Here is a 23413-nt window from a genome sequence, read left to right as displayed (position 1 = left end):
CGCCGGATGTCCATGCGCGGGGGTCGGAAGGGGCGGTCGGCGGCTTCGAGCGATGCAAAGACGCAACAACTGCCATGTCGAGATGTCGGTTGAGTGATCGTGCAAAAGGCGCGACGCTCTGCGTCGGCGCGGCACGACAAGCGACATAATCATAAGAAACGACAGGAGCGTCCAGGATGACGGAAACAGTTCAGGGCAAGCATATCGTGGTGACCGGTGGCACCGGGGCGCTGGGTGCCGCGGTCGTCGGCAAATTGCTGGCGGACGGCGCGATCTGCCATGTGCCCAATGCCCACGCGTCGGCCCCCACGCATTTCCCCTTCGCGGCCCATGATCGCGTCCGGCTGGCGCATAATGTCGATCTCGCCGATCCTGCCAAGGTCGATGCCTTCTATGACAGCGTTCCCGAATTGTGGGCCTCCATCCATCTGGCCGGCGGCTTTGCCATGGCCCCCGTCGAGAAAATCGAATCCGCATCCTTTGCCGAAATGATGGACACCAACGCCCGCACCGCCTTTCTGTGCTGCCGCGCGGCAGTACGCTCCATGCTGGGCTCGAACACAGCGGGCCGCATCGTCAATGTCACGGCACGCGCCGGGCTCGACCCGCGCAGAGGCGCCGGCATGGTCGCCTATACCGCCAGCAAAGCGGCAGTGGCGGCGATGACCGTGGCGATGGCGGAAGAGCTGAAGCATAAAGGCATACTGGTCAACGCGGTAGCGCCCTCGACGCTCGATACGCCGGCCAACCGCGCCGACATGCCGGATTCCGATTTCGGCAAATGGGTCAGCCTCGAAGCCGCCGCCGAGGCAATCGCCTATCTGGCATCACCGGCCAATCTGGCAATGAGCGGAACGCTGGCGCCACTTTACGGCCGCGCCTGAAGTTCCGCCGCGCAGGCGACTCATTTGGTTTGGCTTCCGATGGCGGCCTTTGCCGACCTCGCCTGATCTACAGCGGAGGTTAGCCATTCAATCATGGCGACCGCCGACGCCTCCACGGCATTAGAAGGCCTGCGACTACGTCAGGTTCGAGACGCCCGCTTCCACGACCTCGACTGCGTCGCCGATGGCGATCGCGCCGGCGTTGTTGGGAATCGCATTCTGGCCGAAGATGATGCCGCCCTTGGCGGAGCGGTGGATTTTGCCAAGCGTCTGCAACGGCTCGCGCGGGTCCGGCTGCTCGCCGCTCAACGGATCTCGGGTCGTGATGACGCACCGCGAGCAAGGCTTTGCGATCCGCAACTCCACCGTGCCGATGCGGATCGTCTTCCAGCTGTCTTCAGGCCATGCGCCTTCTGCGTCGACGACGATGTTTGGCCGGAACCGCGCCATCTCGATGGGCCTGGCAAGATGGCTGTTCAGATGGTTCAGCGAGCCTGTCGTGGCGATCAGCAGCGGAAAACCGTCGGCAAAGCCGACGAAATCGCCGGGCTGGCCGAATTCCGCATCGACCGGCCGGTTTTGCGGATCGTCGAAATAGACGAGATCGACAGGCCGGCCAAGAATAGCCGAGAGATAGGCGCCGGCGGCCGGATCGCCCGGCCGCGCGGCAGCCATATCCTTCCAGATCTTGACTTGCCGGAGCGCGGTGCCGGGAGCCGGAGCCTCGACGAAGTGCGAGCCATGCCTGTCATGTTTCAACAGGATGCCCGTTCCGCGATGCTCGACGTCGATCGTCGTCATATCAGGTATCTGGCGAATGGTGAGGAACTGCCCATCCTTGTCGACGACCATCCAGCGGCGGTCGCCTTCCATGCCCATTGTCTCGATGTCGGCGCTCGGCACGGCATGGCCGCGCAGGCTCTTGACCGGATAGCGATAGAGTTCGACGACCTTCATCCCGCATGCTTCTCCGTTGCCCGAAGGGCCGGACTTCCGTGTTTACGTCTGCAACGACGGCCGAGCCTACAACCGCGCGTGTGGAATTGAAGGGGTTGCACAGTCTTAGTCTAGTGCCAATCGCGCAGCCGAGCATGAAAAACCCGCGAGCCTTGCGGCCCGCGGGTTTTCTTGTTCAGGCTGCGCGCGAGGCGCAGCCGAGGCTTACGCTTGCGCGAAGCGGCTTACGCGCTGCGCGCAAAGCGGCTTAGCTGCCCTGCTTCTTCAGCGCGGCGCCAAGGATGTCGCCCAGCGAAGCGCCGGAGTCGGTAGAGCCGTACTGTGCGACGGCTTCCTTCTCTTCGGCGATTTCCAGCGCCTTGATCGAGACCTGCAGCTTGCGGGTCTTCTTGTCGAAGGCGATGACGCGGGCGTCCAGCTTCTGGCCGACCGAGAAGCGCTCGGGGCGCTGCTCGTCACGGTCACGGCTGAGGTCGTTGCGCTTGATGAAGGTCTCTATGCCGCTGTCGACCAGCCGCACTTCCAGGCCGCCATCCTTGATGCCGGTGACTTCGCAGGTGACGACCGCGTTCTTGCGCAGTTCGCCTGAAGTCGCCGCTTCGCCGACCGTATCCTTGGCCAGCTGCTTGATGCCGAGCGAGATGCGCTCCTTGTCGATGTCGACGTCGAGCACCTGCGCCTTGACCATGTCGCCGCGATTGTACTCTTCGATGACCTGCTCGCCCGGACGGGTCCAGTCGAGGTCCGAGAGGTGCACCATGCCGTCCACGTCGCCTTCAAGGCCGATGAACAGGCCGAACTCGGTCTTGTTCTTGACCTCGCCCTCGACCTGGCTGCCGACCGGATGGCTCGCGGCAAAAGCCTGCCACGGATTCTCGAGCGTCTGCTTGAGGCCGAGCGAGATGCGGCGCTTGGCCGGATCGACCTCGAGCACGACCACGTCGACTTCCTGCGTCGTCGACAGGATCTTGCCGGGGTGCACGTTCTTCTTGGTCCACGACATTTCCGAAACGTGGATGAGGCCTTCGATGCCCGGCTCCAGCTCGACGAACGCGCCGTAGTCGGTGATGTTGGTGACGGTACCCTTGATCTTCTTGCCGATCGGGAACTTGGTGCCGATCTCGGACCACGGATCGCTCTCGAGCTGCTTCATGCCGAGCGAGATGCGGTGGGTTTCCTGGTTGATGCGGATGATCTGCACCTTGACCGTCTGACCGATGTTGAGGATCTCGGTCGGGTGGTTGACGCGGCGCCATGCCATGTCGGTGACATGCAGCAGGCCATCGATGCCGCCGAGGTCGACGAACGCACCGTAATCGGTGATGTTCTTGACGACGCCTTCGACAACCTGGCCTTCTTCGAGGTTCTGCACGATTTCCGAACGCTGTTCGGCGCGGCTTTCCTCGAGCACGGTGCGGCGCGACACCACGATGTTGCCGCGGCGGCGATCCATCTTGAGGATCTCGAAGGGCTGCGGGTTGTGCATCAGCGGAGAGACATCGCGGATCGGGCGGATATCGACCTGGCTGCGCGGCAGGAAGGCCACGGCGCCGTCGAGGTCGACGGTGAAGCCGCCCTTGACCTGGTTGAAGATGACGCCTTCGACGCGCTCACCCTTGGTGAACTTCTCTTCGAGCTTGACCCAGCTCTCTTCGCGGCGGGCCTTGTCGCGCGACAGGACGGCTTCGCCCAGCGCGTTTTCGATGCGCTCGACCATGACCTCGACCGTGTCGCCGACCTTGAGCGTCGAGTCCTTGCCCTTGACGCCGAATTCCTTCAGCGGCACGCGGCCTTCGACCTTGAGGCCGACATCGATGATGGCCATGTCTTTTTCGATCGCCAGGATCGTGCCCTTGACGACCTGACCTTCGCCGGAGTGACCGGTGGTAAATGATTCTTCGAGCAGGCTCGCGAAATCGTCGCGAGTGGGATTTGCAGCTGACATATTTTCTCCTGGAGTGCCCCGCATCTGAAGCGGGACGGGCGCCGTGGGTTAGCGTTGCGTTGGCCTGCCGGCGTTCCGGGCTACAAAAGCCCTGGGCCGCCTAAGCGGCAATTCCGGCGCATGAAGAATGCTGGCAGGCTGGTTCGTGCCCGATATGGGTATTTTCTTCGCTTCCGGCAATCGGTGGAGCGGGAAAACCCTGGATCAGGCTTTGTCTCTCTTGGCCAGGGCGTCGTCGATGATCGCTTTGGCCGCCAGAAACGCGGCCTCTATAGCCATTTCGGAGGTATCAAGCAAGTGCGCGTCCGCCGCCGGCTTCAGCGGCGAGTCGGCGCGGCCCATGTCGCGCTCGTCGCGGCGCACAATATCGGCAAGAATTTCGGCGAAATCGGCGGTGCCGCCGATGCTTTCGATCTCGGCCAGCCGGCGCTGCGCCCGCACTTCGGCGCTCGCCGTCACATAGAGCTTTATGTCGGCGTCAGGGCACACAACCGTGCCGATGTCGCGCCCGTCGAGCACCGCGCCTGGCGGTGTCCTGGCGAAATCGCGCTGCTTTTCGACCAGGATGCGCCGGACGGTAGGGTAAATCGCGACCTTCGAGGCCGCCTCGCCAACCGCATGCGCCGACAGCACCGCACGGTCGAGCTTTGCCAGATCGACCTGGCGTGCGGCGGTTTCGGCTGCTGAGACATTGTCGAGTGGCAGCGCGTGCCGGATCAACGCATAGGCGACGGCGCGGTAGGTGAGGCCGGTGTCGAGCAGGTTGAGGCGGTAGTGGTCGGCCAGCCGTCGGGCCAGCGTGCCTTTGCCGGCGCCGGCGGGACCGTCGATGGCGATGGTGAAGGTCATTGGCGGGCCAACACGAAAGACAGACGCCGCGATCCTTCGCGCCCCCCTCTGTCCTGCCGGACATCTCCCCCTCCAGAGGGGAGATCAGAAGCTTCTGCGCCCCACTCTTTCCTGCAATTTCGAAAACTGGCGAAAGCCGCTGTGACGGCCGATCTCCCCCCTTGAGGGGGAGATGTCCGGCAGGACAGAGGGGGGCGCTGTCCCGCCGACATCTCTGCTTGCTTTGCGCTTGGCATCAACCTACCCGATCTCCGCACCGAGCCCCGTCATCAGACCCATGAACTCCGGGAAACTCGTCGCGATCATGGCGGCGTCGTCGATGGTCACCGGCTTTTCCGTTGCCAGCCCCATTACCAGGAAGCTCATGGCGATACGATGGTCGAGATGCGTCTGCACCGTCGTGTCCTGGCCATTGGGATGGCCGCCCAGCCCCTTGCCGCCGGGCTTTCCGCGCACCGCGAGCGAAGCTTCGCCTTCGGCGCAGTCGACGCCGTTGAGCTTCAGCCCATTGGCAACCGCTGCCAGTCGGTCGGATTCCTTCACCCGCAGCTCTTCCAGCCCCTGCATCAACGTCTCGCCCTCGGCGAAGCTCGCGGCAACCGCCAGCACCGGATATTCGTCGATCATAGACGGCGCCCGCTCGGGCGGCACGGTGACGCCCTTGAGCTCGGAGTAGCGCACGCGCAGATCGGCAACATCCTCGCCGCCGGCATTGCGCGGGTTCAAGATGTCGATCTGGCCGCCCATTTCCTGCAACGTTAGAAGCAGGCCGGTGCGGGTGGGGTTCATCAGCACGTTCTCGATGACGATGTCCGAACCCGGCACGATCAGTGCCGCGACCAGCGGGAAGCCGGCCGAGGAGGGGTCGCCGGGCACGGCGATGGTCTGCCCCGTCAATTTGCCCTGGCCCTCGATGAAGATGTGGCGCACGCCGCGCTCGTCGGTCTCGACCGAGAGATTGGCGCCAAATCCCCTAAGCATCTTTTCGGTATGATCGCGCGTCATCACCGGTTCGATCACGGTGGTGATGCCGGGCGTGTTGAGGCCTGCCAGCAGCACGGCCGACTTCACCTGCGCCGAGGCCATCGGCACGCGGTAGGTAATGGGTGCGGCGTGTTTCGGCCCATGCAGCGTGATCGGCATGCGGTCGCCCGGCGTCGCCTTCAGCACCTGCACGCCCATCTGGCGCAAGGGTTCGAGCACGCGGCCCATCGGCCGTCCCGACAGCGATGCGTCGCCGATGAAGGTCGTTTCCATGTCGTAAGTGCCGACGAGGCCCATTGTGAGGCGGGAGCCGGTACCGGCATTGCCGAAATCGAGCGGGCCTTCCGGCTGCAGCAGCGCGCCATTGCCGGTGCCGCGGATCACCCACTCGGCGCCGCGCTTCTCGATATGCGCGCCCATCGCCTTCATGGCGGCCGCCGTGCGCATCACATCCTCGCCTTCGAGCAGGCCGGTGACGCGGGTTTCGCCGGAGGCAAGGCCGCCGAACATCATGGAACGGTGCGAAATCGACTTGTCGCCCGGCACGCGAGCGGTGCCGGAAAGGGCGGATGATTTGCGGGCGGTGGCCGGCTTGGCAGCGGCGGCGTGAGACATGGAATTTCCCTGGACGGAATGCCGGCGCACCGGCGCTTTTCATTTGTTGCGGCGGTCTCGTATCACGGCGGGCACGAATGGTCATCCCCATGGTCGTCGCTTGGCGCGAGGCCTTTCAGTGCTTGGTTTTGTGACGCCGGCTTTTCGCTTTGACAGCGCGGTAAACTGTGGTTAAGGGGACCACTCTTTTACTGACGAGGCTTGACGTGGCAAAAAACGAACTTGGCACAAAGCGTGTCGACCCTGAAACGGGCCGAAAATTCTACGACCTGAACAAGGACCCTGTCGTCTCGCCCTATACGGGCAAGACGTATCCGCGTTCCTATTTCGAGGACGGCAAGATCGCCGCCCTCGAAGAGGAAGAGGAAGTGGCCGAGAAGGAAGTGGACGCCGAGGAAGAAGAAGGCGTTGAAGTCGTCTCGCTTGAAGAGGCCGACGAAGACGTCAAGGCCGGCGACGAGCTTCCCGACCTGGGCGACGACGAGGACGATGTCGATCTAGGCGACGATGAGGACGATACTTTCCTTGCCGACGAAGAGGAAGAAGACGACGATGTCGCCGACATGATCGGCGTCGGCGACGACGACGACGAAGTCTAAGAACGCTTCGAACGCATGCATTTAGCGGCGTTCACGGGCTATGACGAAAAAGCGGCCCTCGAAGGCTTGATCTTCAGGGAAGGCGGGGTTAGAAGCCGCCTGCACTAAACGGCGCGGTCCTGAAACCCGCGCCGGACCTCTCGCCGGCAACGGCGACGGCTGACTGCCGGAGTGGGGCCATAGCTCAGTTGGGAGAGCGCTTGAATGGCATTCAAGAGGTCGTCGGTTCGATCCCGATTGGCTCCACCAAACAGTCCTTCTATCTGGTTGATAGAAATGCGGTTTTTGGAAATGGGCGCGGCCGACCCTAACTAAAACCCTAACTCGGACGGTTTCTGCTGACAATAGGAGCCTCCGCGTGACCAAGCCAACCTCCGGTTCTCGCGATGACACAAAGCGGGAGTTTGAGGACGCAATCTTGTCGGCCTACTATCGTGGCCGAGCAGCCAGTGACCGCGAGAGCCAGGAGGTGGATGGGCTCATTAGGCGGCGGGGACAATTTGAGAAGCTGGCCGGTGCCGATCCTGAGCTCTTTATCCTTCATCGGTGCGCCAACATTGCTGCCTCGTGGCTAAGCTTCATAGCGGCCGGCATTGTCGAAGAGTTTGCGGATGAAGAGAATGAGGGACAGCCACTCGATGAACAGGTAGCGGGGCTGGCATTCTTTTCACGTCTAGCCAACGACCTTTGGGCTATTATCGAACTGGTCGAAATCGGTTTCGATCTTCAGGCGAGGGCGCTTACGCGAGGTTTTCTGGAGCACGTCGACGTTCTGATTTGCTGCACTCTCGATCGCGAGGTCACAACAGAGTTTGTGGGGGCGATTGAACCCGATGCTGCCAATCAGTTTTGGCACCGACACGTCAGCAAAAATAAGGCCAAGGCGAAGGTTTCAACCTTCATCGCTGGCGAACTTGGCCGCCAATCAATTACAATTGTCGACCTACTAAGGGAAGATGCGGAGCTAGCAGCTTCGGAACTGCTTCACCCGACAGTGACGGCCGGGCTTTCGACGGCTTTCGGGCACCCGGACGGCGAATATGAGAGTTATGGGATTTTCCCGTTGCCCTTGGCCGCATCTGTAGGCGTGTTCCGCTCGATCTTGATCCACTTGCTTTGGCTTTCGTTCGCGATGGGCGGTCAGCCGAGGTATGCAAGTTGGGAATGGCTGCCTCTGTTTCAAACCGAACGATTGAAGCGCAACGAAGAGATTGAGCGCTTTGGCAGCCTTTATCGACGGATGTTCGGTTTCCTCTTGGATCACCAGCTACTCATGCATCCTGACGACGACGGCCATCAAACGGAGGACTGACCTACGCCGACATATCCGGCAGGATGGCGAGGGTTTCCGCATCTGACCTCGCCAATGGTTGAGAACTCAACCACTGACCGTATTGGGCGCCGTCATTGACAAGCCGAGCGCGTTCGTCCCAACACCATAGCTGCGGCCGACCCCACCTTCTCAAGGATCGCAATTGAGGTCTGCTAAACTGCCGGCCAAGTTTTGCTGTTTAGATAGGCCTCATGAGCTTGATCGGCTGCAATGAGCCGGTCGTGTAGATCGTCCAACTGAGGGATAAGATAGTCGGCGGTCCCCTGCCCACCCATGAAAAACGCGAAGTACTCGGCGGTTTCCAAGCTCAGGATGGCGACACTGTACAGTAGCTGAGGGCGAGGTAGGTTCCATCGGATGTTCGGGGTGAAACGCCCGTCGCCCTCAGTCTCAAGGTGATGGGCATAGAGATCGCCCCATGCGCCGTGGACATTTTGCGACGCACCGGCGAACATCCCCAGATAGGCGTCGGCAAGCCCAACGGCTTCGGCCTTCTGGTACAGGTTTTTTCCCCCCCAATCCCGTTCCCTTTTCGCAGGAAGTTCCTGGAGCGTGAGGGCCGAGCTTCTGAAAATTCGGTCGATAGACCGTCGCATGCGATCCTCGATCGGCAGTGTGAGGCCGCTGCGAGCAGAGATGTTTTGCTCCATTGCAGCCAGCAGGCGGCGCTCATGATCGAGTGAATGCTTCACGTAGCTGTCGACCAGTTCTGGACCGTATTCTTGCAACAAAAAGCGGATCGCCACGATTGTCTCGAAGGCAAGGCGCGCAAGAATGAAGCTGGTTTCACGGCGGTGCTGCACCGTCTGATCCAGCATGGCCGAAAATAGCTTGTAGAGCCGCACCATGTTGCCGCCGATGACAGCTTGATCGCGGGTCCAGGTACCGTCGGAACCTAGGATGCAGGCGGCAATAGTGATGTAGCTGCCTGCCTCGATCATGAGGTCGAGCCCAAGCCCCACATAGTCACGTTCGCTCTTGAAGCTAGCAATCCGCTCTGGACTAACGTCCACCCGATCAATCACCCGAAATGGGGAAGCCTTTTCATCGTCGGGGTTTGCCACGTTGATTTTGCCTTCCCTACGCACGCCGCTTGACGCTATTGCTTGCCGTTACCGCCGCCAGCGCGTCAAGCGCCTCCTGGTTGTCCGGTTTCTGTCCCAGCTGCATAACTCCGCGACGATCAAGGCATCAACGTCGCCGCTGATTGCCTTCTTCAGAAGCCGAACGCCAGACGTCGCTAGTGATCATTTGGCGACTGCTTGTCTCCGTCTTCGCAGGCGCCGCTCCTGAAAAGAGGCTCCACACGACTTTCCATCGATTTATGACCGTTACAATTGGGCGACTTGCTCTTCCGGCTCATCGAGCCGTTGCCAGTCGATCGACCGCGCTCTTTCCGGGTCGCGTTTCCACAACACCTGAAATTTGCGCTCCACTGTGCGTTCGGCCGCGAAGCGGGCGTCGATCCGGTCTTGCAATGCATTGGACGGCCAGGACGAACCGCCGCAATCACCGGCCCCTGTCAGATAAAGCCTCCGCACGGCCGCTTCAGCGCCCTTAGGCTTGCCGCGCCAGAACTCGCTGGCTCGGATGTGTGTTTCTTGGTCGCGCAAATACCGTATTTGGTCTTCGGTGCGCATTCTGAGTTCGATGCCTTTCATGGCGTCGAGGGAGGGCACGTCTTTTCAGAAAACGCTAGACCTATTTCGGAAAGATCGCCGATCGCATTGACCGTCGTCGAAGGTTCCTTGACCGAACAGGATGGGGCCAATGGCGGCTGGCGGCATCGTTCTATCGCGTGATGTGCATCGGAATAGAGGCAACGTTGATGTTGCCTTATCCTATCCAGGGGGATAGGAAACACACCATGAGCGAGCAGCCACACATCCACGAAACCCATCCTGATATCGTCAAGCGCTTGAAGCGGGCGGATGGCCATCTCAAAGGCGTCATCGAAATGATCGAAGCAGGCCGGCCCTGCCTCGACATCGCCCAGCAGCTTCATGCTGTCGAGAAGGCCATTTCGCAGGCCAAGAAGACGCTGATCCAGGATCATCTCAACCATTGCCTTGAAGACGCCGTCGGACCGCTGGGACGCGAGCAGCGCCGCTCGATCGACGAATTCAAGGACATCACCAAGTACCTGTGAGAAGCGCTATGATGGACAAGATACGCGACTGGTTCGGCTTCGGTCCCATGACACAAGGGTTCGGCGGCCATGGTCACGATCACGGCGATGCCGGTGGCCATGGCCACACGCACGGCGTCATCGATCCGACAATCGCGACGACCGACCGGGGTATCTGGGCAATCAAATGGTCATTCGTGATATTGGCCATCACCGCAGCGCTTCAGCTCGTGGTCGTGTTCATGTCGGGCAGCGTGGCGCTGCTGGCCGACACAATCCACAATGTCGGCGACGCGGTCACCGCTATCCCGCTTTGGGTCGCCTTCGTGCTGGCCCGACGCAAGCCGAGCAAGACGTTCACCTACGGCCTCGGTCGGGTCGAGGATCTGGCCGGGATCATCATCGTCCTCATCATCCTCTTTAGCGCCATCGTCGCCGGCTACGAGGCGATCGACCGGCTGATCGATCCGCGACCTATCGCATTTCTTGGCTGGGTCGCCATCGCCGGCCTCATAGGCTTCATCGGCAATGAGGTCGTCGCGGTGTTCCGCATCCGTGTCGGCCGCGAGATCAACAGCGCGGCGCTGATCGCCGACGGCTATCATGCGCGCACCGATGGCTTTACCAGCCTTGCCGTCGTGCTGGGCGCCATCGGTGTATGGCTGGGCTTTCCACTTGCCGATCCGATCATCGGACTGCTCATCACCCTGGCGATCTTCGCCATCGTCTGGCAGTCTTCGAAGGCCGTGCTGACCCGCATGCTCGACGGTGTCGAGCCCGGCATCGTCGACGAAATCTATCATGCTGCCGAGCACGTATCCGGCATCGAGCGTGTCCATAGCGTGCAGGCACGCTGGATCGGTCATCTCCTGCATGCCGACGTCGCCATCAGTGTAGCGGATGCAGTGACAGCAAAAGAGATCGTCAGCGTTACCGAAGCGCTGAAGGAAGAGCTGTTCGCCCACCTGCCGGCGTTGGCTGAAGCGAATGTTCGGCTGGAGAGCTCAACTGTCGTCGGTGCGCAGCGCGTGGAAGGGGCGCATGCTGGTCATCATCATGCGCCGGAGCCTTTCAAGGTTGCCTGCGATCTGGCCACGGGGACGTTGGAAATCGTTGATACGGCCGATGGGGAACGTATGCGTCTTACGGTCGATCGGCACGCCGATGATCTGACGGCTACCGTGATTATCGACCGGCCTGGTGGCCCGGAGACGCTGCCTTTGCAATCTGTTGCCGGCGATCACCATCGTCTTGAGAGCACCGTGGCGCCGGCCGAGCCTCACGAGTTTCAGGCGAAGCTGATCCTGGTGGCAAAGGATCGACAGCAGGAATTGCCGTTCAAGATGGTCGAACCCGAGGGCCACCATCACTAGCGGTTCGATGGTCGATCTTGCTGTTTATGCAGGCCTGTTCTTCGCAGCCTTGATCGCCGCGACCATCCTGCCGATGCAATCGGAAGCGGCGCTCGTCGGGTTGCTGCTCGCAGATTACTCGCCTTGGCTTCTGATCGCGGTGGCAAGCGTCGGCAACGTGCTCGGATCGGTCGTCAACTGGCTGATCGGGCGCGGCTTGGAACATTTTCGCGACCGGCCTTGGTTTCCGGTGAATGAGGCGGGACTGGAGCGTGCACAACGGTGGTATCGCCGCTATGGAAAATGGACGCTTCTGATGAGCTGGTTACCGGTTGTCGGCGATCCTTTAACGGTAGTTGCAGGAACCTTGCGCGAACCATTAGGTATATTCCTGCTGCTCGTCACCATCGCCAAGGTCGGTCGCTATCTTGTTCTCGCCGCTGTGACGCTGAAGGTAATTTGACCTGACGGCCTAGGTCGGGCCGAAAAATATATCCGTGCAAGCGGATCATTTCGACACCGCTTAACGTCCTTGCCAGTACCGTTCTTAGAGCTGCTTGACGACGATGACAAAAGGTCCATCCTGATTGCATAGGCTGCCTCCAGCCTTGGGTGGAACTGATATGTCAAAAGCCCTCTTCGCCCTCGCACTCACAGGCGTATGCCTCACATCGACGCCGGTATATGCCGACAATGTCGATCTGGCGTTGGAGGCTTTTCCGCGGGACTTGCCTTGCCCATGGACCTGACTTCGAACGAACCGTCGCTGCGGCCGAGAAGCTTGGGTGGGCTCCACTCCGTAGCGACGATTTCCCATCTATGGGTATCGCAGACGTCATCCAGGGATGGGTAGCGACCAGCAACGACATTCCGGCCCAAACCATGATCGCGGTGGCAAAAGCCACATTGAGCGGCAAGGCCGTGCAGACATGCTCCATCACGCTATACAACATCGATCGCGCGGCCTTCGAAGAGCGTTTCTTGGCACGAACCGACGCCGAAAAAATCGGTGAGGAGAGAAATGCAACGCGAGTTTCCAAGCTCTACACATTGATTGCCGGCAATCGTAAGCAACTCGTCCATTTGACGTGGCCGAGGTCCCGGATCAGATCGGACAGGATTATTGCCAGCTCCACAGCCGATGACTAATCAGTGTGAGCAATGTAGCCGGGGGGAGTGATACTCTCGAAAGGGAACTCGCCCTAGAGCCCTTCCTCGGCATCGATGGAGTAGGAAATTGAGCGATCTGCAAAAGATAATCTGGATGATAGTGCTGGCCTTCCTCGCCGGCGTCGCGGTGATCCTTATCAATCACTGGCTGAAGGGCGATTTTGTGGGTGCTTCCTTGTACGAAGCGACACAGGCCTGATCGATCCCTCAGAGATGACCGTCCCATTTCGGCCTGCTTGCAATGGCAGGTGTCCTGCCAGGCCCGGAACGACTAGAAGTGCGAGCGAAAATGCGACTGGCGGGCATAGGTTCAGGTGCGATACTGTGGCTCGCTTCCGCTGCGGCCGCGAGCGCACATCCGCATGTCTTCGCCGAGGCGCGGCTTGACCTGACCGTCGGTCCTGACCGGACGGTTCAGTCGCTTCGGCATCTCTGGCGCTTCGACGATCTCTTTTCCAGCACAGTGCTGATGGAATTCGACAAGAATTCCGATCTCGTTCTTGACGAGAAGGAACTCGATGAGGTCGCTGTCACGATCCATGCATCGCTGGCCGAGTACAACTATTTTCAGTGGGTGACCGTTGACGGTAAGGACGTGGCAATGGCGCCGCCGGGCAAGCTCATCATCAGCTATGAAAACGATCAACTCGTCATTCAGTTCGAGACGCAGCCGAAAGAGAAATTGCCGCTCGCCGGCAAGGTGAACATCGGCGTCTACGACCCGACTTTCTACACGGCGATCGATTTCACGGACGACGACAAAATTGCCGTGGGCGATCTGCCGCAAGGCTGCGCACGCGCCGTCGTGCGTCCCGATCCGAACACGGCGATCGCGCAGAACCAGAAAAGCCTGACAGATGCGTTCTTCAGTGATCCTACGGGAACTGATCTCGGCAAGATTTTCGCGACGCGCCTCGAACTGACCTGCGGGTAAGCCGGTTCGATGGCGATGTTCCAGACCCTCGTCGAATTCCAGCGCACGATCTACCTGACGCTGGCCGAGCAGATCAAACTGCTTTCGGCCGGCGGCGGCTGGCTGGCCTTTATGACCTTTCTGCCAATGGGCGTTCTGTTCGGTGTGGCGCATGCGTTGACGCCGGGCCATAGCAAAGCGGTGTTGGCGACCTATCTCGCTGGATCGGAGGCAAAGGTTGCGCGCGGGCTATTGGTCTCGCTGACGCTCTCTTTCACCCATGTGACGATCGCCGTGCTGATTGCGGTTCTCTCGCTGCCGTTGGTTTCGATCGCGCTTGGCAGTGTCGGCAGGGCACCGTTGCTCGAAGACATCAGTCGCGGTCTCCTTGGCTTGATAGGCGCTTGGATGGTTTGGCGCGCTCTGCGCCACCGCCATCACCACAAACACGAGGGCGAGGTGGTTGGCGTGATGGCCGGACTGGTTCCGTGTCCGCTTACCTTATTCGTCATGACGTTCGCAATCGTACGCGGCGTACCGGTGGCCGGTCTGCTGTTTGCCGGCACGATGATGATAGGGGTGGCGATCACTCTTTGCAGTGTGGCGGTCCTCTCCATACTGCTCCGCGAAAGCCTGATGCATTTCGTTGAGAGCCGGCCGCGCCTGTTCGATGCGATTACGCGAACTATAGAAGGGTTCGCTGGTGCGGCTCTCGTCGCCCTGGCAATCCATGAAATCTTGCTTCGCTGATCCGACCGCGACCCGGGGCGGGTCGAGAATTAGGCCTGCCAAGGCCATTTTTCGCATTCGTTCCGAACCTGGGTACGGCTCAGGCCCAAGTCTACAAGCTGATGGTCTTCGAGCTCGGCCAATTGTTTGCGTTGGCAGTGGCGTTGTATCCAGCGCGATACCATCACAATCGGTCCTGTCACATTGTTGATGATGTGACGGACATGTGTCGGCAGTGACGACGAAGGCCTCCGCCCTTCAGTCAGCGGGTGATGGAACATTTCTCATCCTTTCGCGGCATCCATGTTGACGTGTGGCGCTGAAATGCTCCAATCTGCCCACGGGCGCAAAGCATGGTTTCTCGTGCTTGGCCCAATTTTTCTCATGACATGGTGCGAAAATTGGCCCGCCGATTGCCCTCACTCAACGCCCTCAAAGCCTTCGAGGCGGCGGCGCGCCACGAGAGCTTCACCAGGGCGGCAGACGAACTTTCCGTGACGCAGGGCGCGGTGAGCCATCAGGTGAAGGCGCTCGAGCTCGAATTGGGCATCAGGCTGTTCGATCGCGAACGCCAAAAGCTCAGCATCACACGGGCGGGCCTCTCCTATCTGGAGGTCGTGCGCGATGCCTTCGACCGTATCGCTCTCGGTACGCAACGCATCCAGCATCTATCTCAGGCCGGAGCGCTGACGGTCAGCACGTCGCCCGACTTTGCCGCCAAGTGGTTGGTAAACCGCCTTGGCAGGTTTGCAGAAACGCATCCGGACATCGATCTCAGGATCTCCGCAACCATGCATCACGTCGACTTCGCAAGAGAGGACGTCGATCTTGCCGTGCGGCATGGCGATGGCAACTGGGCGGGTCATGATGTTGTACGCCTGTGCTCCGAGCAACTGTTCGCGGTCTGCAGTCCCAAACTTCACCAGCGGATGCGCGAGCCGTCCGATGTGCTGAAATTTCCGTTGCTGCATCTTGATGACCGAAAGGACTGGTCGGAATGGCTCGAGGCCGCTGGCGTGGTCCATGCCGAACTCTCCCACGGACCGGTCTTGAACCGCGCCAGCATGGTCATAGACGCCGCTATCGACGGCCAGGGCGTCGCACTCGCCCGCACCACACTTGCGGCTTGGGACCTCATCAACGGCCGCCTCGTAAGACCGTTCGCCACGACGCTACGATTGTCCAAGAGCTACTGGATCGTTTGCCCCAAGGCGACGTCAATGCTCCCCAAAATCACGACATTCCGCGACTGGCTGTTGGCCGAGGCCGCTGATGATCTGCGCCGTCTCAAGACGCTCGCTCCATAGGCCTATTGCTTCCTCGCGAAGGCCAAGCAGCCGCAAACGTTACTCGCCAAGGCTCAACTTCTTCGACTGACTTTTGCGACGGGCGAACGTCGGGTTGCCGGCCGCAAAGGGTAATTCGAACGAACGCGAGAACCTCGCCCGCCGTACCCACGCCGTGGACTTGAAACACTGACTTCGCAATATCCAGACCAATCGTCGTAATTGTCCATCTCAGCTCTCCTCCAGCTCTAGCCCGCGATTGGAGCGCGAGGCGGAGGAGAGCCGTCCACAGCATCAGAAGCGGAACGGCGGCTTATCGACGCGATTATCCCGAAGGCTGACGGACCGCTTCCGGCCCATTGCAGTCATCCGACAACCGTCGGTGACTGAACGCTGCTGAGGCGACGCATGCGCCTGCGCACTACACCAAGCAGCCAGAGGTTTTTCCTCTTTTCTGTGGGGAAATCTGTGCGGTCTCGGGAGAAACGGACACCTAAGTGTCTGTTTTTTCTGGTCGGAGTGGCAGGATTTGAACCTGCGACCCCCTCGTCCCGAACGATGTGCGCTACCAGCGGACAAGGCCAGGGGAGCCTGCACAGAGCATTTCTCCTTTCGGCGCATTGCGGAGCGAGCAACCGCGTGTTTCGCATCCGGCCGGCGTCCTGATGCCGCTCCCATATGGGCCAACTAAAGCCGACGCGCGATTAGCTCGCCGACCTACGCGCTCGCATGCTACTTGCGTCGTTCGCCGTCTTTGTTCGCCGTAACCTTCGCCAGCGCTTCAAGCGCCTCCCGGCTGTTCGGCCTCTGTCCCAGCCGCATAACACCCGCGACGATCAAGGCGTCAACGTCGCCGCCGATTGCCTTTTCCAGAAGTTGGGCACGCCACCCGTCATTAGACCACTCCGCCCTTTCGAACTCGGCAAATCTCGCAATCGCGTCCGACGTGGCGAACTGGCTGGGGTTTTCAATGGAGCCACTCGACATGGTCAAGCCTCCGCGTCGCCGCTGCTTAGTTGAAGCGCGCATTCATGCCACTCCATTCACTGCTGTCTGTATCTGGAGTTATGAGAGTAATTATAACGTCCGTCCTGGAGCTCTCTCGAAATGCGGCTCACGCTAGACGCCTCAAAGGCTTGGCGTCCATGTGATTGCCGGCCTCGCCGGCAACTTGCTTCAGCGGATTTTCAACGGTGCATATCTTGCTCCGCTTATGGGGCATGTTTCGCACCGTTGACGGTGCATATTCTGCACCGTTGGATTTTTCCTCCAGCCAAGCCAGGCGATACCATGAACCCCGCGACGATCGAGGCCCGCCCCTAAGCTTGCCCTGCCGTACAACCTGAAGAAATCCGGCCTCGCGAAGCTCCGCTATGAGCTTGGGCGCGGTCCTTTGGCTGCATCCAGTCGCTTCGGCCAGCCACACCTTCGATATTTCCATCGGGTTCGTCCCGTTGGTTCGCCAATACGCCAATTCTATAGCGAGGTACGCGTGAAGCGAGAGCGGCGACATCGACCTGAAGTGCCTGCGGAAGTTCGCCTCGCTTACTCGGGCGAATAGGCCGTTGATGTGATTTTTTCGAGCCATCTACCCAGGCCCTCCGGCGGCCTTCCTCGCAATGCTGGCTATCGTCGAGCCGGAGACGCCGTGCATGATGGCAATGTCCCGATAGCGCATGACGTGCACTAGCTCTTTGCCGATGAAGTGGACCGCGTGCTTAGGAAGTTTGGTTGGCCGGTTAGTCCCGTGGCCCACCCTATCGGCTGTGTTCTCGGCCGGGGTAGCCCACCTAACGTGCCTCTTGTTGACGCAGGCGTGGTTGCCGCATCTATGGGCTACAACGCTTTCCGGCGTCTGGCGCTGCCCGTGGGCGCGCTCGCACACGATGACGTGACCGTATACGTCCCTCCCTTCACACTTGAGCCGCGCGTAGCCGTCTGCGTTGCGGCAGAAGGGGAACTCAATGCAATGGTCGGTTTCGGTCAGCAATGCGCGCTCTATGAACGCCATCGGCGCGCCCTTTGGTGCTCTACGCCTGCGAACCCGGTAAGGGTGGTTTGGATCGACAAATTTCTTCATCGGCTCAACACTCCGCATCTTCGGCGTCGATGTAGATCGCAATTTCCCGCGTTCCGGTGGCATCGACTTTGTCCGCCATTCCGAGCTTGTTTTTTGCGAGGAAGATTGCCATCGCCGGGTTCTTTTCGGCCATGCGCCGCATGGTGCGACGGAGAGAAACCCGTCCCTCCGCGCGACCGCGCTCGATGATGCCTGCGACTTCCGGCTCGCGCTTCTTGAACTCGCGAAACGTAGAAGACGCCACGCACAAGACCGCCGCCATTTCCTCTTCTGTCGCATCGATCTGAGAAAGCGCCCGAATGGACGCTAAGGTCTTGTCATCGGCTTCAAGGGCGCGGGGGCGGCCCATGACGCCACTTTTCGCCCCCGTCGCCCCTTTGTCGGATTTGCCGCCGGAAACTCGATTAGCCATCCGCCCGACCTCCGCCGATTTCCGCTTCCGGAAGCGTCGCAATGTAGCGATCGACCTCGATATTCTGAATGCGCGCCAGCTTCCCAAGCTTGACCGCTTTGACCTTTCCAGCGCCTATCAGGCTGTAGAGTGTCGATCGGCTAATGCTTAGAACCTTAGCTGCCTGCGGAATGCTGTAGAGGCGGATGGCAGGGCTGCGGTTTGTGGTTTCGTTGATCATAGTTTTCCCCAAATGGAAGCGCGCCGCCCTTCGCCGAAGGGCAGCGTGCAAAACAAAAAAAAAGCCCGGCGCGGGACCGGGCGTGGTGGATGAAGGGACAGGCTCGCCGAAGCTTTCAGACTAGGGCGGCTTGGCGGTTGGGCACAAAAAAGGCCCGGAAGCGACAGCAACCGAGCCTAACGGGCGGAATTTCCCGTGTGCATTAAAAGCTGATATCAGGCTCACACACCAAAGTCAACCAACAAAAAACGGCGTTGGACTTCATCATACCGACGTGGCCTAAATATAGGCCATCAGCTAAGGTCGGCAATACGGTGCGTGATCTCGAAGGAGATCGAATATACCGCCCCACCCCTCAAGCTTTCTTGCGGCTGAATTTCACGACATTGCCGTCTTGTGTTGTCGACAGATGGCCGGCCCATTCGTCCATGAGCTTGCGGCGTTTGTCTAGCGCGGTGGAGCGGCGATAGGCGTTCTCCACTGCGTTGCCGACGATGTGGGCAAGGGCGTGCTCTGCGACCTCGCGGGGAGTTTCCGTTTCATTTCCGGCCCAATCCCTGAACGACGATCGGAAGCCATGCGTCGTACAATTGTTGACCTTCATGCGCTTCATCAATTGCTTGAAGGCCATGTCAGAGAGTGGCTTGCCCTGGTAGCCGGGAAACACATAGTCAACGTCTTCCGCCGCGCCGATATCGTGAAGCGCCTTGACGATTGCGAGCGCTGGGTCAGAGAGCGGCACCTGATGCTCCTTTCCCGCCTTCATCCGCTTCGCCGGTATGGTCCAGAGGGCGGCATCAAGATCGAACTCACTCCACATCGCGTTGCGCGCCTCACCCGAGCGCGTCGCCGTGAGGATTACAAATTCGAGGGCACGCGCGGAAATGGCATCCTGCCCGCGAAGCAACTTAATGAACGCCGGCACGTCTGCGTAGGCCATCGCCGCATGATGGCCGCGCGCAAGAAGTTTCTTTCGCTTCGGCAACAGCGCATCCAGGTTTCCTCGCCACGCCGCCGGATTGTCGCCCGTGCGCCAACCTTTGACTTTCGCGAACGCTAAGACGCGCTCGATCCTACCCATAAGGCGCTTTGCCGTCTCCGACTTGGTATTCCAGTGCGGCCGCAGAGCTTTGAGAACGTCGTCGGTCGTGATCTGCGAAACCTTCATCGGTCGCATGTGCTTGCAATAGGCGTCGCCGAGCGTCTGCCCCCATTGGTATTTGTGCTTTTCGTTTCGCCAAGCGGCCTCATTGTCGGCGAGGAATAGCGTCACGGCCTCCCCGAAGGTCGGCTCCGCCTTTTGGCGCTTTCGTTCGGCGATAGGGTCGCGGCCTTCCGCAATCGCCTCCCTGTATTCTGCTGCCGTCCGGCGCGCTGTCGCGAGCTTTACGGCAGGATAGACACCTATCCCGCCTTCGCGCCGCCGCCGACCCTCCCGCCAAATGAAGGCCCATGACTTCGCGCCGCCAGTCTTTACGTTCAGATACAGCCCTCCACCGTCGCCGTGAAGGCCGGGCTTTGAGAGCGCTTTGCATTTCGCATCTGTTAGTTTATTCAGTTCCCTCGCCATCAGCCAACCCTAACAATATCCCTAACCAATGTTAGGGATATTATCGGATAGCGATGGACGTAGCTAGACGCTGGAAGGGGTTAATATGCTGATTTTTTTGGGTTACTTGGACCGATTGAAGCGAGCGTGGACATGTGTTATGCGGAGATTGGCTCCACCAAACAGTCTCTTTCCGACGCTCGGTTTCGCGGCATTCATGCTTGTCGCCTGCCAGTCGGCGCCTGAACCATCATCGCCGCCCGCACCTCAGCCCATGGAGCCTGCCGCGATCTCTGCTCCTGATGGTGCGGCGGTCCTCGATCCATCCGTGCGGGTTATGCCGCCCGGCGAAGGCGTCCCGGCCAAATATGTCGCGTTTTCCGGCATATGGGGCGGACAGCTGGACGGGATGTATGACGGCAAGCTCGCCGTGCTGACGATTACGCGCGGCGGCAATGTCACCGCCACCTATGCCTGGGGCGATGTCGGCGACAACAAACCGGGCGTGGCCGATGGCGAAGGCAAGATTTTCGGCAACACGCTGAAACTGCGGCGCCTTCCCAATGGCGCGGACGTCAGCGCGGTCATTCAGGCGGACGGAACGCTGGCCGTCACCTATGGGCTTGCCGACCGCACCTATACGGGCACGTTCACCAAGCAGTAATCGCGAGAGCGAGTGTCAGCCTACGGTTCGCGCCTGCCCCGATCAGTGCAGGCCGAATTCGCGCAGCAGTTCTTCGCGATAGCGCACGAAGCGGCTCTCGCTGCGCTCGCGCGGGCGTGGCAGGTCGATGTCGATCAACCGCGCCGCGCCGCCTTTCTCCTTGGGCAGGATCAGCACGCGGTCAGCCAGATAGATCGCCTCCTCCAGATCGTGGGTGACCATCACCATGGTGACGTTCTCCTCGCTCCAGATGCGCGCCAGTTCCTCCTGCATGCCGATCTTGGTCATGGCGTCCAGCGCCCCGAGCGGCTCGTCGAGCAGAAGGATTTCGGGCTGCACGGTGAGCGCCCGGGCGATGCCGACGCGCTGCGCCATGCCGCCGGAAAGCTGGCTCGGAAAAGCATCGGCGAATTCGGCAAGACCGACCAGGGCGACGTAGCAGCGGGCGCGTTCCTCGGCCTGCCTCTTGGGAACACCGCGCACTTCGAGGCCGAACGCGACATTGCCGAGCACGCTCAGCCACGGCAGCAGCCGCGGCTCCTGGAAGATCACGGCACGCTCGGCGCCGACGCCATGCACCGGCTGGCCGTCGATCGCGACACCGCCGCTGTCGGCCGCCTCCAGCCCGGCCAGAATACGCAGCAGCGTGGTCTTGCCGGAGCCGCTGGCGCCGACGATGACCAGGCATTCCCCCGAACGAATGTCGAGGTTGAGCGTCCGCAGCACGGCAAGCTGGCGCCCGCCGAGGCTGAAGGATTTGGACAGGTCGCGGATCGAGACCTCTCCGCCACGGTTGGAACCGGCCATCTTGTCTCTCAGCTATTTCAAAGCTCAGTTGATCTTGGTTTCGCCGGGCCGGTACAGGATGTCGGCGGCTTTCAGCTTGCCCTTGGCCAGACGGCCGTCGCGCTCCAGCACGGCGACCCAGAAGTCGATGTCGCGATCGGTCGCCTGCGCACCTTCGCGCAGACCAAAGCCGGTCCAGTAGCGGGCGAGATCGCCGTTTTCGCCGCGCTTGTCGAGGATAGTGGCCAGCACCTTGCGGGCTTCGTCCGGGTTCTGGCGCGACCAGTCCGAGGCGCGCGCCGACTGTTCGACGAAGTTGCGCGCCGCATCCGGGTTGGCGGCAATGAAGTCGCGCCTGAGTACGACGAAGCCGCCGGCGAGTTCGCCGAGCACCTGGGTGTCGTCGAACACGCCGCGCACGCCGCCGTTGGCGACCAGCGCGCCGGCAAAGGTCGCCTGCCAGTAGCCGAGGCCGGCAATGTCGACCTGGCGCGAGCGCAGCGTCTGCTCAAGCTGCGGGCCGGGCACGACAATGAGGTTGGCGGCGGTCGGCGGCAGGCCGACGCTGTGCAGGGCCTCACGCACCGTATAGTCGAGATGAGCGCCGAGCGTGTTGACCGAGATGGTCTTGCCGGCAATGTCGGCGATCGATTTGATCGGGCTGTCTTCCAGCACGTAGAAGACGCTCTTCACATCCTTGTTGATGCCGTTGCTCGGATACGCCGCGACGAAGTCGTTGCCGCCGGAGATCGAGTTGATCACCGCCGCGGTGGCGGCCGAGCCGATGTCGACGCTGCCGGAAGACAGCGCAAACAGCGATTCCGGTCCACCCGAGGAATAGCCGACATTCTCCAGCTCGACGCCGAGCCCTTTGAAGTAGCCAAGCTCGTCGGCCAGCTCGTGCGGGGAGATGCTGCCACGGCTGGCGAGGTAGCGGAACTTGACGGCTGCGGCTTGCGCAAAGGCCATGCGCGGCAGGCCGGCGGCGATGAGGCCGGCGGCAAGCGGCGCGCCGGCAAGCAGCGAACGGCGGGTGATTTTCATGATCGGGTCCTTCCTGGAGGTAAACGGTGAGGGGCGGACTGCTCAGTTGACAGGATTGCTCCAGCGACAGAGCCGCCGCTGCAGGGTGACCAATGCCTGGTTGGCGATCAGGCCAAGCCCGGCGAGGATGACGATTGCCGCAAACATCAGCGGGATCTGGAAATTGTACTGCGCGTTCATCACCTGGAAGCCGATGCCCTTGTTGGCACCGATCATCTCGGACGCGATCAGCAGCAGCAGCGCCGTGGTGGCGCTCAGCCGCAAGCCGACGAAGATCGACGGCACGGCGCCCGGCAGTACGACGCGGCGAAACACGGTGAGCCGGCTCGCACCATAGACGCGCGCCATTTCAAGCAGCTTGGGATCGACTTCCTTGACGCCGCTGGTGGTGTTGAGCAGCAGCGGAAACAGCGTCGCCCAGAAGATGACGAAGATCTTCGAGGTCTCGCCAAGTCCCAAGAGCAGGATGAACACCGGATAGAGCGCCAGCGCCGACGTCTGCCGGAACACCTGCAGGATCGGATCGAGCGCGGTTTCGACCGGGCGCACCTGGCCCATGAACAGGCCGAGCGGAATGGCAACGGCGACAGCCGCCGCAAAGGCGATGCCGGCGCGTTGCAGGCTGATGGCGATGTCGCCGAGCAGGCTGCCGCCGGCAAGCCCCTTCCAGAGTGCGACGACGATCATGTCGATCGGCGGCAGCACCGCCGCGTTGACCCAGCCGACGCTGCTCGCCACCTGCCAGAGCGCCAGGAAGCCGGCAAGCACGCCGTAGCGCTTCAGGAAGCGAACAGCCGCCTTGCTGCCGAGGTTCAGGAAGTCGGTGCCGAGCCCAGTTTCGCCACCACTGCGGCGAACCGTGATCTGCCGATCGATGTGCTGCAGCGTCATTGCTTCACCCCTTCGATGCCAAG

At 60.9% G+C, this 23413-nt stretch carries 27 protein-coding genes and 1 tRNA gene; 13 read left to right on the top strand and 15 right to left on the bottom strand.

All coding sequences use genetic code 11. The annotated features are described in order from the left end of the window. The first annotated feature begins 176 nt into the window (after positions 1 to 176). Entirely contained in the window at positions 177 to 884 is a 708-nt protein-coding gene (locus tag ACYG9V_RS06435) for an SDR family NAD(P)-dependent oxidoreductase (RefSeq protein WP_023693135.1), read from the top strand. Positions 885 to 1019: 135 nt separating this feature from the next. Here the strand turns inward: ACYG9V_RS06435 and ACYG9V_RS06430 are convergent, their stop codons facing one another. The 4 genes from ACYG9V_RS06430 to aroA all read right to left on the bottom strand — a co-directional run bounded on the left by ACYG9V_RS06430 (position 1020) and on the right by aroA (position 6234). Next, positions 1020 to 1841, bottom strand: coding sequence for an MOSC domain-containing protein (locus ACYG9V_RS06430; RefSeq protein WP_352764840.1), 822 nt, complete (start codon positions 1839 to 1841; stop codon positions 1020 to 1022). Positions 1842 to 2088: 247 nt separating this feature from the next. Further along, a complete protein-coding gene (gene rpsA / locus ACYG9V_RS06425) occupies positions 2089 to 3786 on the bottom strand; it encodes a 30S ribosomal protein S1 (RefSeq protein ID WP_023671316.1) in 1698 nt (565 codons plus the stop codon). A 204-nt stretch (positions 3787 to 3990) separates the two neighbouring features. After that, complete coding sequence (gene cmk, locus ACYG9V_RS06420; RefSeq protein WP_023671315.1) at positions 3991 to 4635, bottom strand: (d)CMP kinase; 645 nt, start codon at positions 4633 to 4635, stop codon at positions 3991 to 3993. Positions 4636 to 4875: 240 nt separating this feature from the next. Further along, the gene (gene aroA / locus ACYG9V_RS06415; protein ID WP_023671314.1) at positions 4876 to 6234 is read right to left on the bottom strand and encodes a 3-phosphoshikimate 1-carboxyvinyltransferase; all 1359 of its coding nucleotides are present in this window, start codon (positions 6232 to 6234) and stop codon (positions 4876 to 4878) included. A gap of 206 nt (positions 6235 to 6440) precedes the next feature. Here aroA and ACYG9V_RS06410 point away from each other — a divergent pair, with 206 nt between their 5' ends. The 3 genes from ACYG9V_RS06410 (at position 6441) to ACYG9V_RS06400 (ending at position 8145) form a co-directional block, all read left to right on the top strand. Then, positions 6441 to 6833, top strand: a complete 393-nt coding sequence (locus tag ACYG9V_RS06410) for a TIGR02300 family protein (RefSeq protein WP_023671313.1) — start codon at positions 6441 to 6443, stop codon at positions 6831 to 6833. Between the two features lie 173 nt (positions 6834 to 7006). Next, positions 7007 to 7082 (top strand) — tRNA-Ala (locus tag ACYG9V_RS06405). A gap of 109 nt (positions 7083 to 7191) precedes the next feature. Continuing rightward, positions 7192 to 8145: a hypothetical protein gene (locus ACYG9V_RS06400; protein WP_352764839.1), complete on the top strand. Its 954-nt coding sequence runs from the start codon at positions 7192 to 7194 to the stop codon at positions 8143 to 8145. A 173-nt stretch (positions 8146 to 8318) separates the two neighbouring features. Here ACYG9V_RS06400 and ACYG9V_RS06395 read toward each other — a convergent pair whose 3' ends face one another. Then, positions 8319 to 9230: a DUF5677 domain-containing protein gene (locus tag ACYG9V_RS06395; protein WP_352764837.1), complete on the bottom strand. Its 912-nt coding sequence runs from the start codon at positions 9228 to 9230 to the stop codon at positions 8319 to 8321. A gap of 267 nt (positions 9231 to 9497) precedes the next feature. Further along, positions 9498 to 9845: a hypothetical protein gene (locus ACYG9V_RS06390; protein WP_352764836.1), complete on the bottom strand. Its 348-nt coding sequence runs from the start codon at positions 9843 to 9845 to the stop codon at positions 9498 to 9500. Between the two features lie 188 nt (positions 9846 to 10033). Between ACYG9V_RS06390 and ACYG9V_RS06385 the strand changes: the two genes are divergently transcribed. From ACYG9V_RS06385 to ACYG9V_RS06355, 7 genes are all read left to right on the top strand, one after another. Continuing rightward, positions 10034 to 10315: a metal-sensing transcriptional repressor gene (locus ACYG9V_RS06385; protein WP_352764834.1), complete on the top strand. Its 282-nt coding sequence runs from the start codon at positions 10034 to 10036 to the stop codon at positions 10313 to 10315. Positions 10316 to 10323: 8 nt separating this feature from the next. Beyond that, positions 10324 to 11667: a cation diffusion facilitator family transporter gene (locus ACYG9V_RS06380; RefSeq protein WP_352764833.1), complete on the top strand. Its 1344-nt coding sequence runs from the start codon at positions 10324 to 10326 to the stop codon at positions 11665 to 11667. 7 nt (positions 11668 to 11674) lie between these two features. Then, complete coding sequence (locus tag ACYG9V_RS06375) at positions 11675 to 12109, top strand: YqaA family protein (protein WP_352764831.1); 435 nt, start codon at positions 11675 to 11677, stop codon at positions 12107 to 12109. Positions 12110 to 12465: 356 nt separating this feature from the next. After that, positions 12466 to 12795 (top strand): hypothetical protein, encoded by a 330-nt coding sequence (locus ACYG9V_RS06370; RefSeq protein WP_352764830.1) that lies wholly within the window; start codon positions 12466 to 12468, stop codon positions 12793 to 12795. A gap of 88 nt (positions 12796 to 12883) precedes the next feature. After that, positions 12884 to 13015, top strand: coding sequence for a hypothetical protein (locus tag ACYG9V_RS06365; RefSeq protein ID WP_352764828.1), 132 nt, complete (start codon positions 12884 to 12886; stop codon positions 13013 to 13015). Positions 13016 to 13105: 90 nt separating this feature from the next. Then, the gene (locus ACYG9V_RS06360) at positions 13106 to 13750 is read left to right on the top strand and encodes a DUF1007 family protein (RefSeq protein ID WP_352764827.1); all 645 of its coding nucleotides are present in this window, start codon (positions 13106 to 13108) and stop codon (positions 13748 to 13750) included. Between the two features lie 15 nt (positions 13751 to 13765). Beyond that, positions 13766 to 14479 (top strand): nickel/cobalt transporter, encoded by a 714-nt coding sequence (locus ACYG9V_RS06355; RefSeq protein ID WP_352764825.1) that lies wholly within the window; start codon positions 13766 to 13768, stop codon positions 14477 to 14479. A 29-nt stretch (positions 14480 to 14508) separates the two neighbouring features. On the opposite strand, the gene ACYG9V_RS06350 is transcribed toward ACYG9V_RS06355, so the two are convergent. Next, positions 14509 to 14643 carry a DUF1127 domain-containing protein gene (locus ACYG9V_RS06350; protein WP_352764868.1) on the bottom strand — a complete coding sequence of 45 codons (135 nt, stop codon included), beginning with the start codon at positions 14641 to 14643 and terminating at the stop codon, positions 14509 to 14511. A 168-nt stretch (positions 14644 to 14811) separates the two neighbouring features. Between ACYG9V_RS06350 and ACYG9V_RS06345 the strand changes: the two genes are divergently transcribed. Then, complete coding sequence (locus tag ACYG9V_RS06345; RefSeq protein ID WP_352764824.1) at positions 14812 to 15765, top strand: transcriptional regulator GcvA; 954 nt, start codon at positions 14812 to 14814, stop codon at positions 15763 to 15765. A 711-nt stretch (positions 15766 to 16476) separates the two neighbouring features. Here the strand turns inward: ACYG9V_RS06345 and ACYG9V_RS06340 are convergent. The 5 genes from ACYG9V_RS06340 to ACYG9V_RS06320 all read right to left on the bottom strand — a co-directional run bounded on the left by ACYG9V_RS06340 (position 16477) and on the right by ACYG9V_RS06320 (position 20026). After that, entirely contained in the window at positions 16477 to 16731 is a 255-nt protein-coding gene (locus ACYG9V_RS06340; protein ID WP_352764823.1) for a hypothetical protein, read from the bottom strand. A gap of 601 nt (positions 16732 to 17332) precedes the next feature. Further along, positions 17333 to 17755: an HNH endonuclease gene (locus tag ACYG9V_RS06335; protein ID WP_352764867.1), complete on the bottom strand. Its 423-nt coding sequence runs from the start codon at positions 17753 to 17755 to the stop codon at positions 17333 to 17335. Positions 17756 to 17828: 73 nt separating this feature from the next. Then, positions 17829 to 18236, bottom strand: coding sequence for a hypothetical protein (locus ACYG9V_RS06330; RefSeq protein WP_292565496.1), 408 nt, complete (start codon positions 18234 to 18236; stop codon positions 17829 to 17831). Beyond that, positions 18229 to 18456 (bottom strand): helix-turn-helix domain-containing protein, encoded by a 228-nt coding sequence (locus tag ACYG9V_RS06325; protein ID WP_352764821.1) that lies wholly within the window; start codon positions 18454 to 18456, stop codon positions 18229 to 18231. Before ACYG9V_RS06325 ends, ACYG9V_RS06330 begins: the two co-directional genes overlap by 8 nt. A 355-nt stretch (positions 18457 to 18811) precedes the next feature. Beyond that, positions 18812 to 20026, bottom strand: a complete 1215-nt coding sequence (locus ACYG9V_RS06320; RefSeq protein ID WP_352764819.1) for a tyrosine-type recombinase/integrase — start codon at positions 20024 to 20026, stop codon at positions 18812 to 18814. Positions 20027 to 20333: 307 nt separating this feature from the next. Here ACYG9V_RS06320 and ACYG9V_RS06315 point away from each other — a divergent pair, with 307 nt between their 5' ends. Further along, complete coding sequence (locus tag ACYG9V_RS06315; protein ID WP_245260320.1) at positions 20334 to 20669, top strand: hypothetical protein; 336 nt, start codon at positions 20334 to 20336, stop codon at positions 20667 to 20669. A gap of 42 nt (positions 20670 to 20711) precedes the next feature. Here the strand turns inward: ACYG9V_RS06315 and ACYG9V_RS06310 are convergent, their stop codons facing one another. From ACYG9V_RS06310 to ACYG9V_RS06300, 3 genes are read right to left on the bottom strand one after another with little or no spacing between them, the layout of a single operon-like run. Then, entirely contained in the window at positions 20712 to 21476 is a 765-nt protein-coding gene (locus tag ACYG9V_RS06310) for an ABC transporter ATP-binding protein (protein ID WP_023732649.1), read from the bottom strand. Between the two features lie 24 nt (positions 21477 to 21500). Continuing rightward, entirely contained in the window at positions 21501 to 22499 is a 999-nt protein-coding gene (locus tag ACYG9V_RS06305) for an ABC transporter substrate-binding protein (protein WP_023732650.1), read from the bottom strand. A gap of 42 nt (positions 22500 to 22541) precedes the next feature. Beyond that, positions 22542 to 23390, bottom strand: coding sequence for an ABC transporter permease (locus tag ACYG9V_RS06300; protein ID WP_023711343.1), 849 nt, complete (start codon positions 23388 to 23390; stop codon positions 22542 to 22544). Between the last annotated feature and the right edge of the window lie 23 nt (positions 23391 to 23413).

The sequence above is a fragment of the Mesorhizobium sp. W016 genome (genome assembly GCF_054719485.1).
Note: the sequence above shows the minus strand (reverse complement) of the source record. Positions and strands in the feature narration are given on the sequence as shown.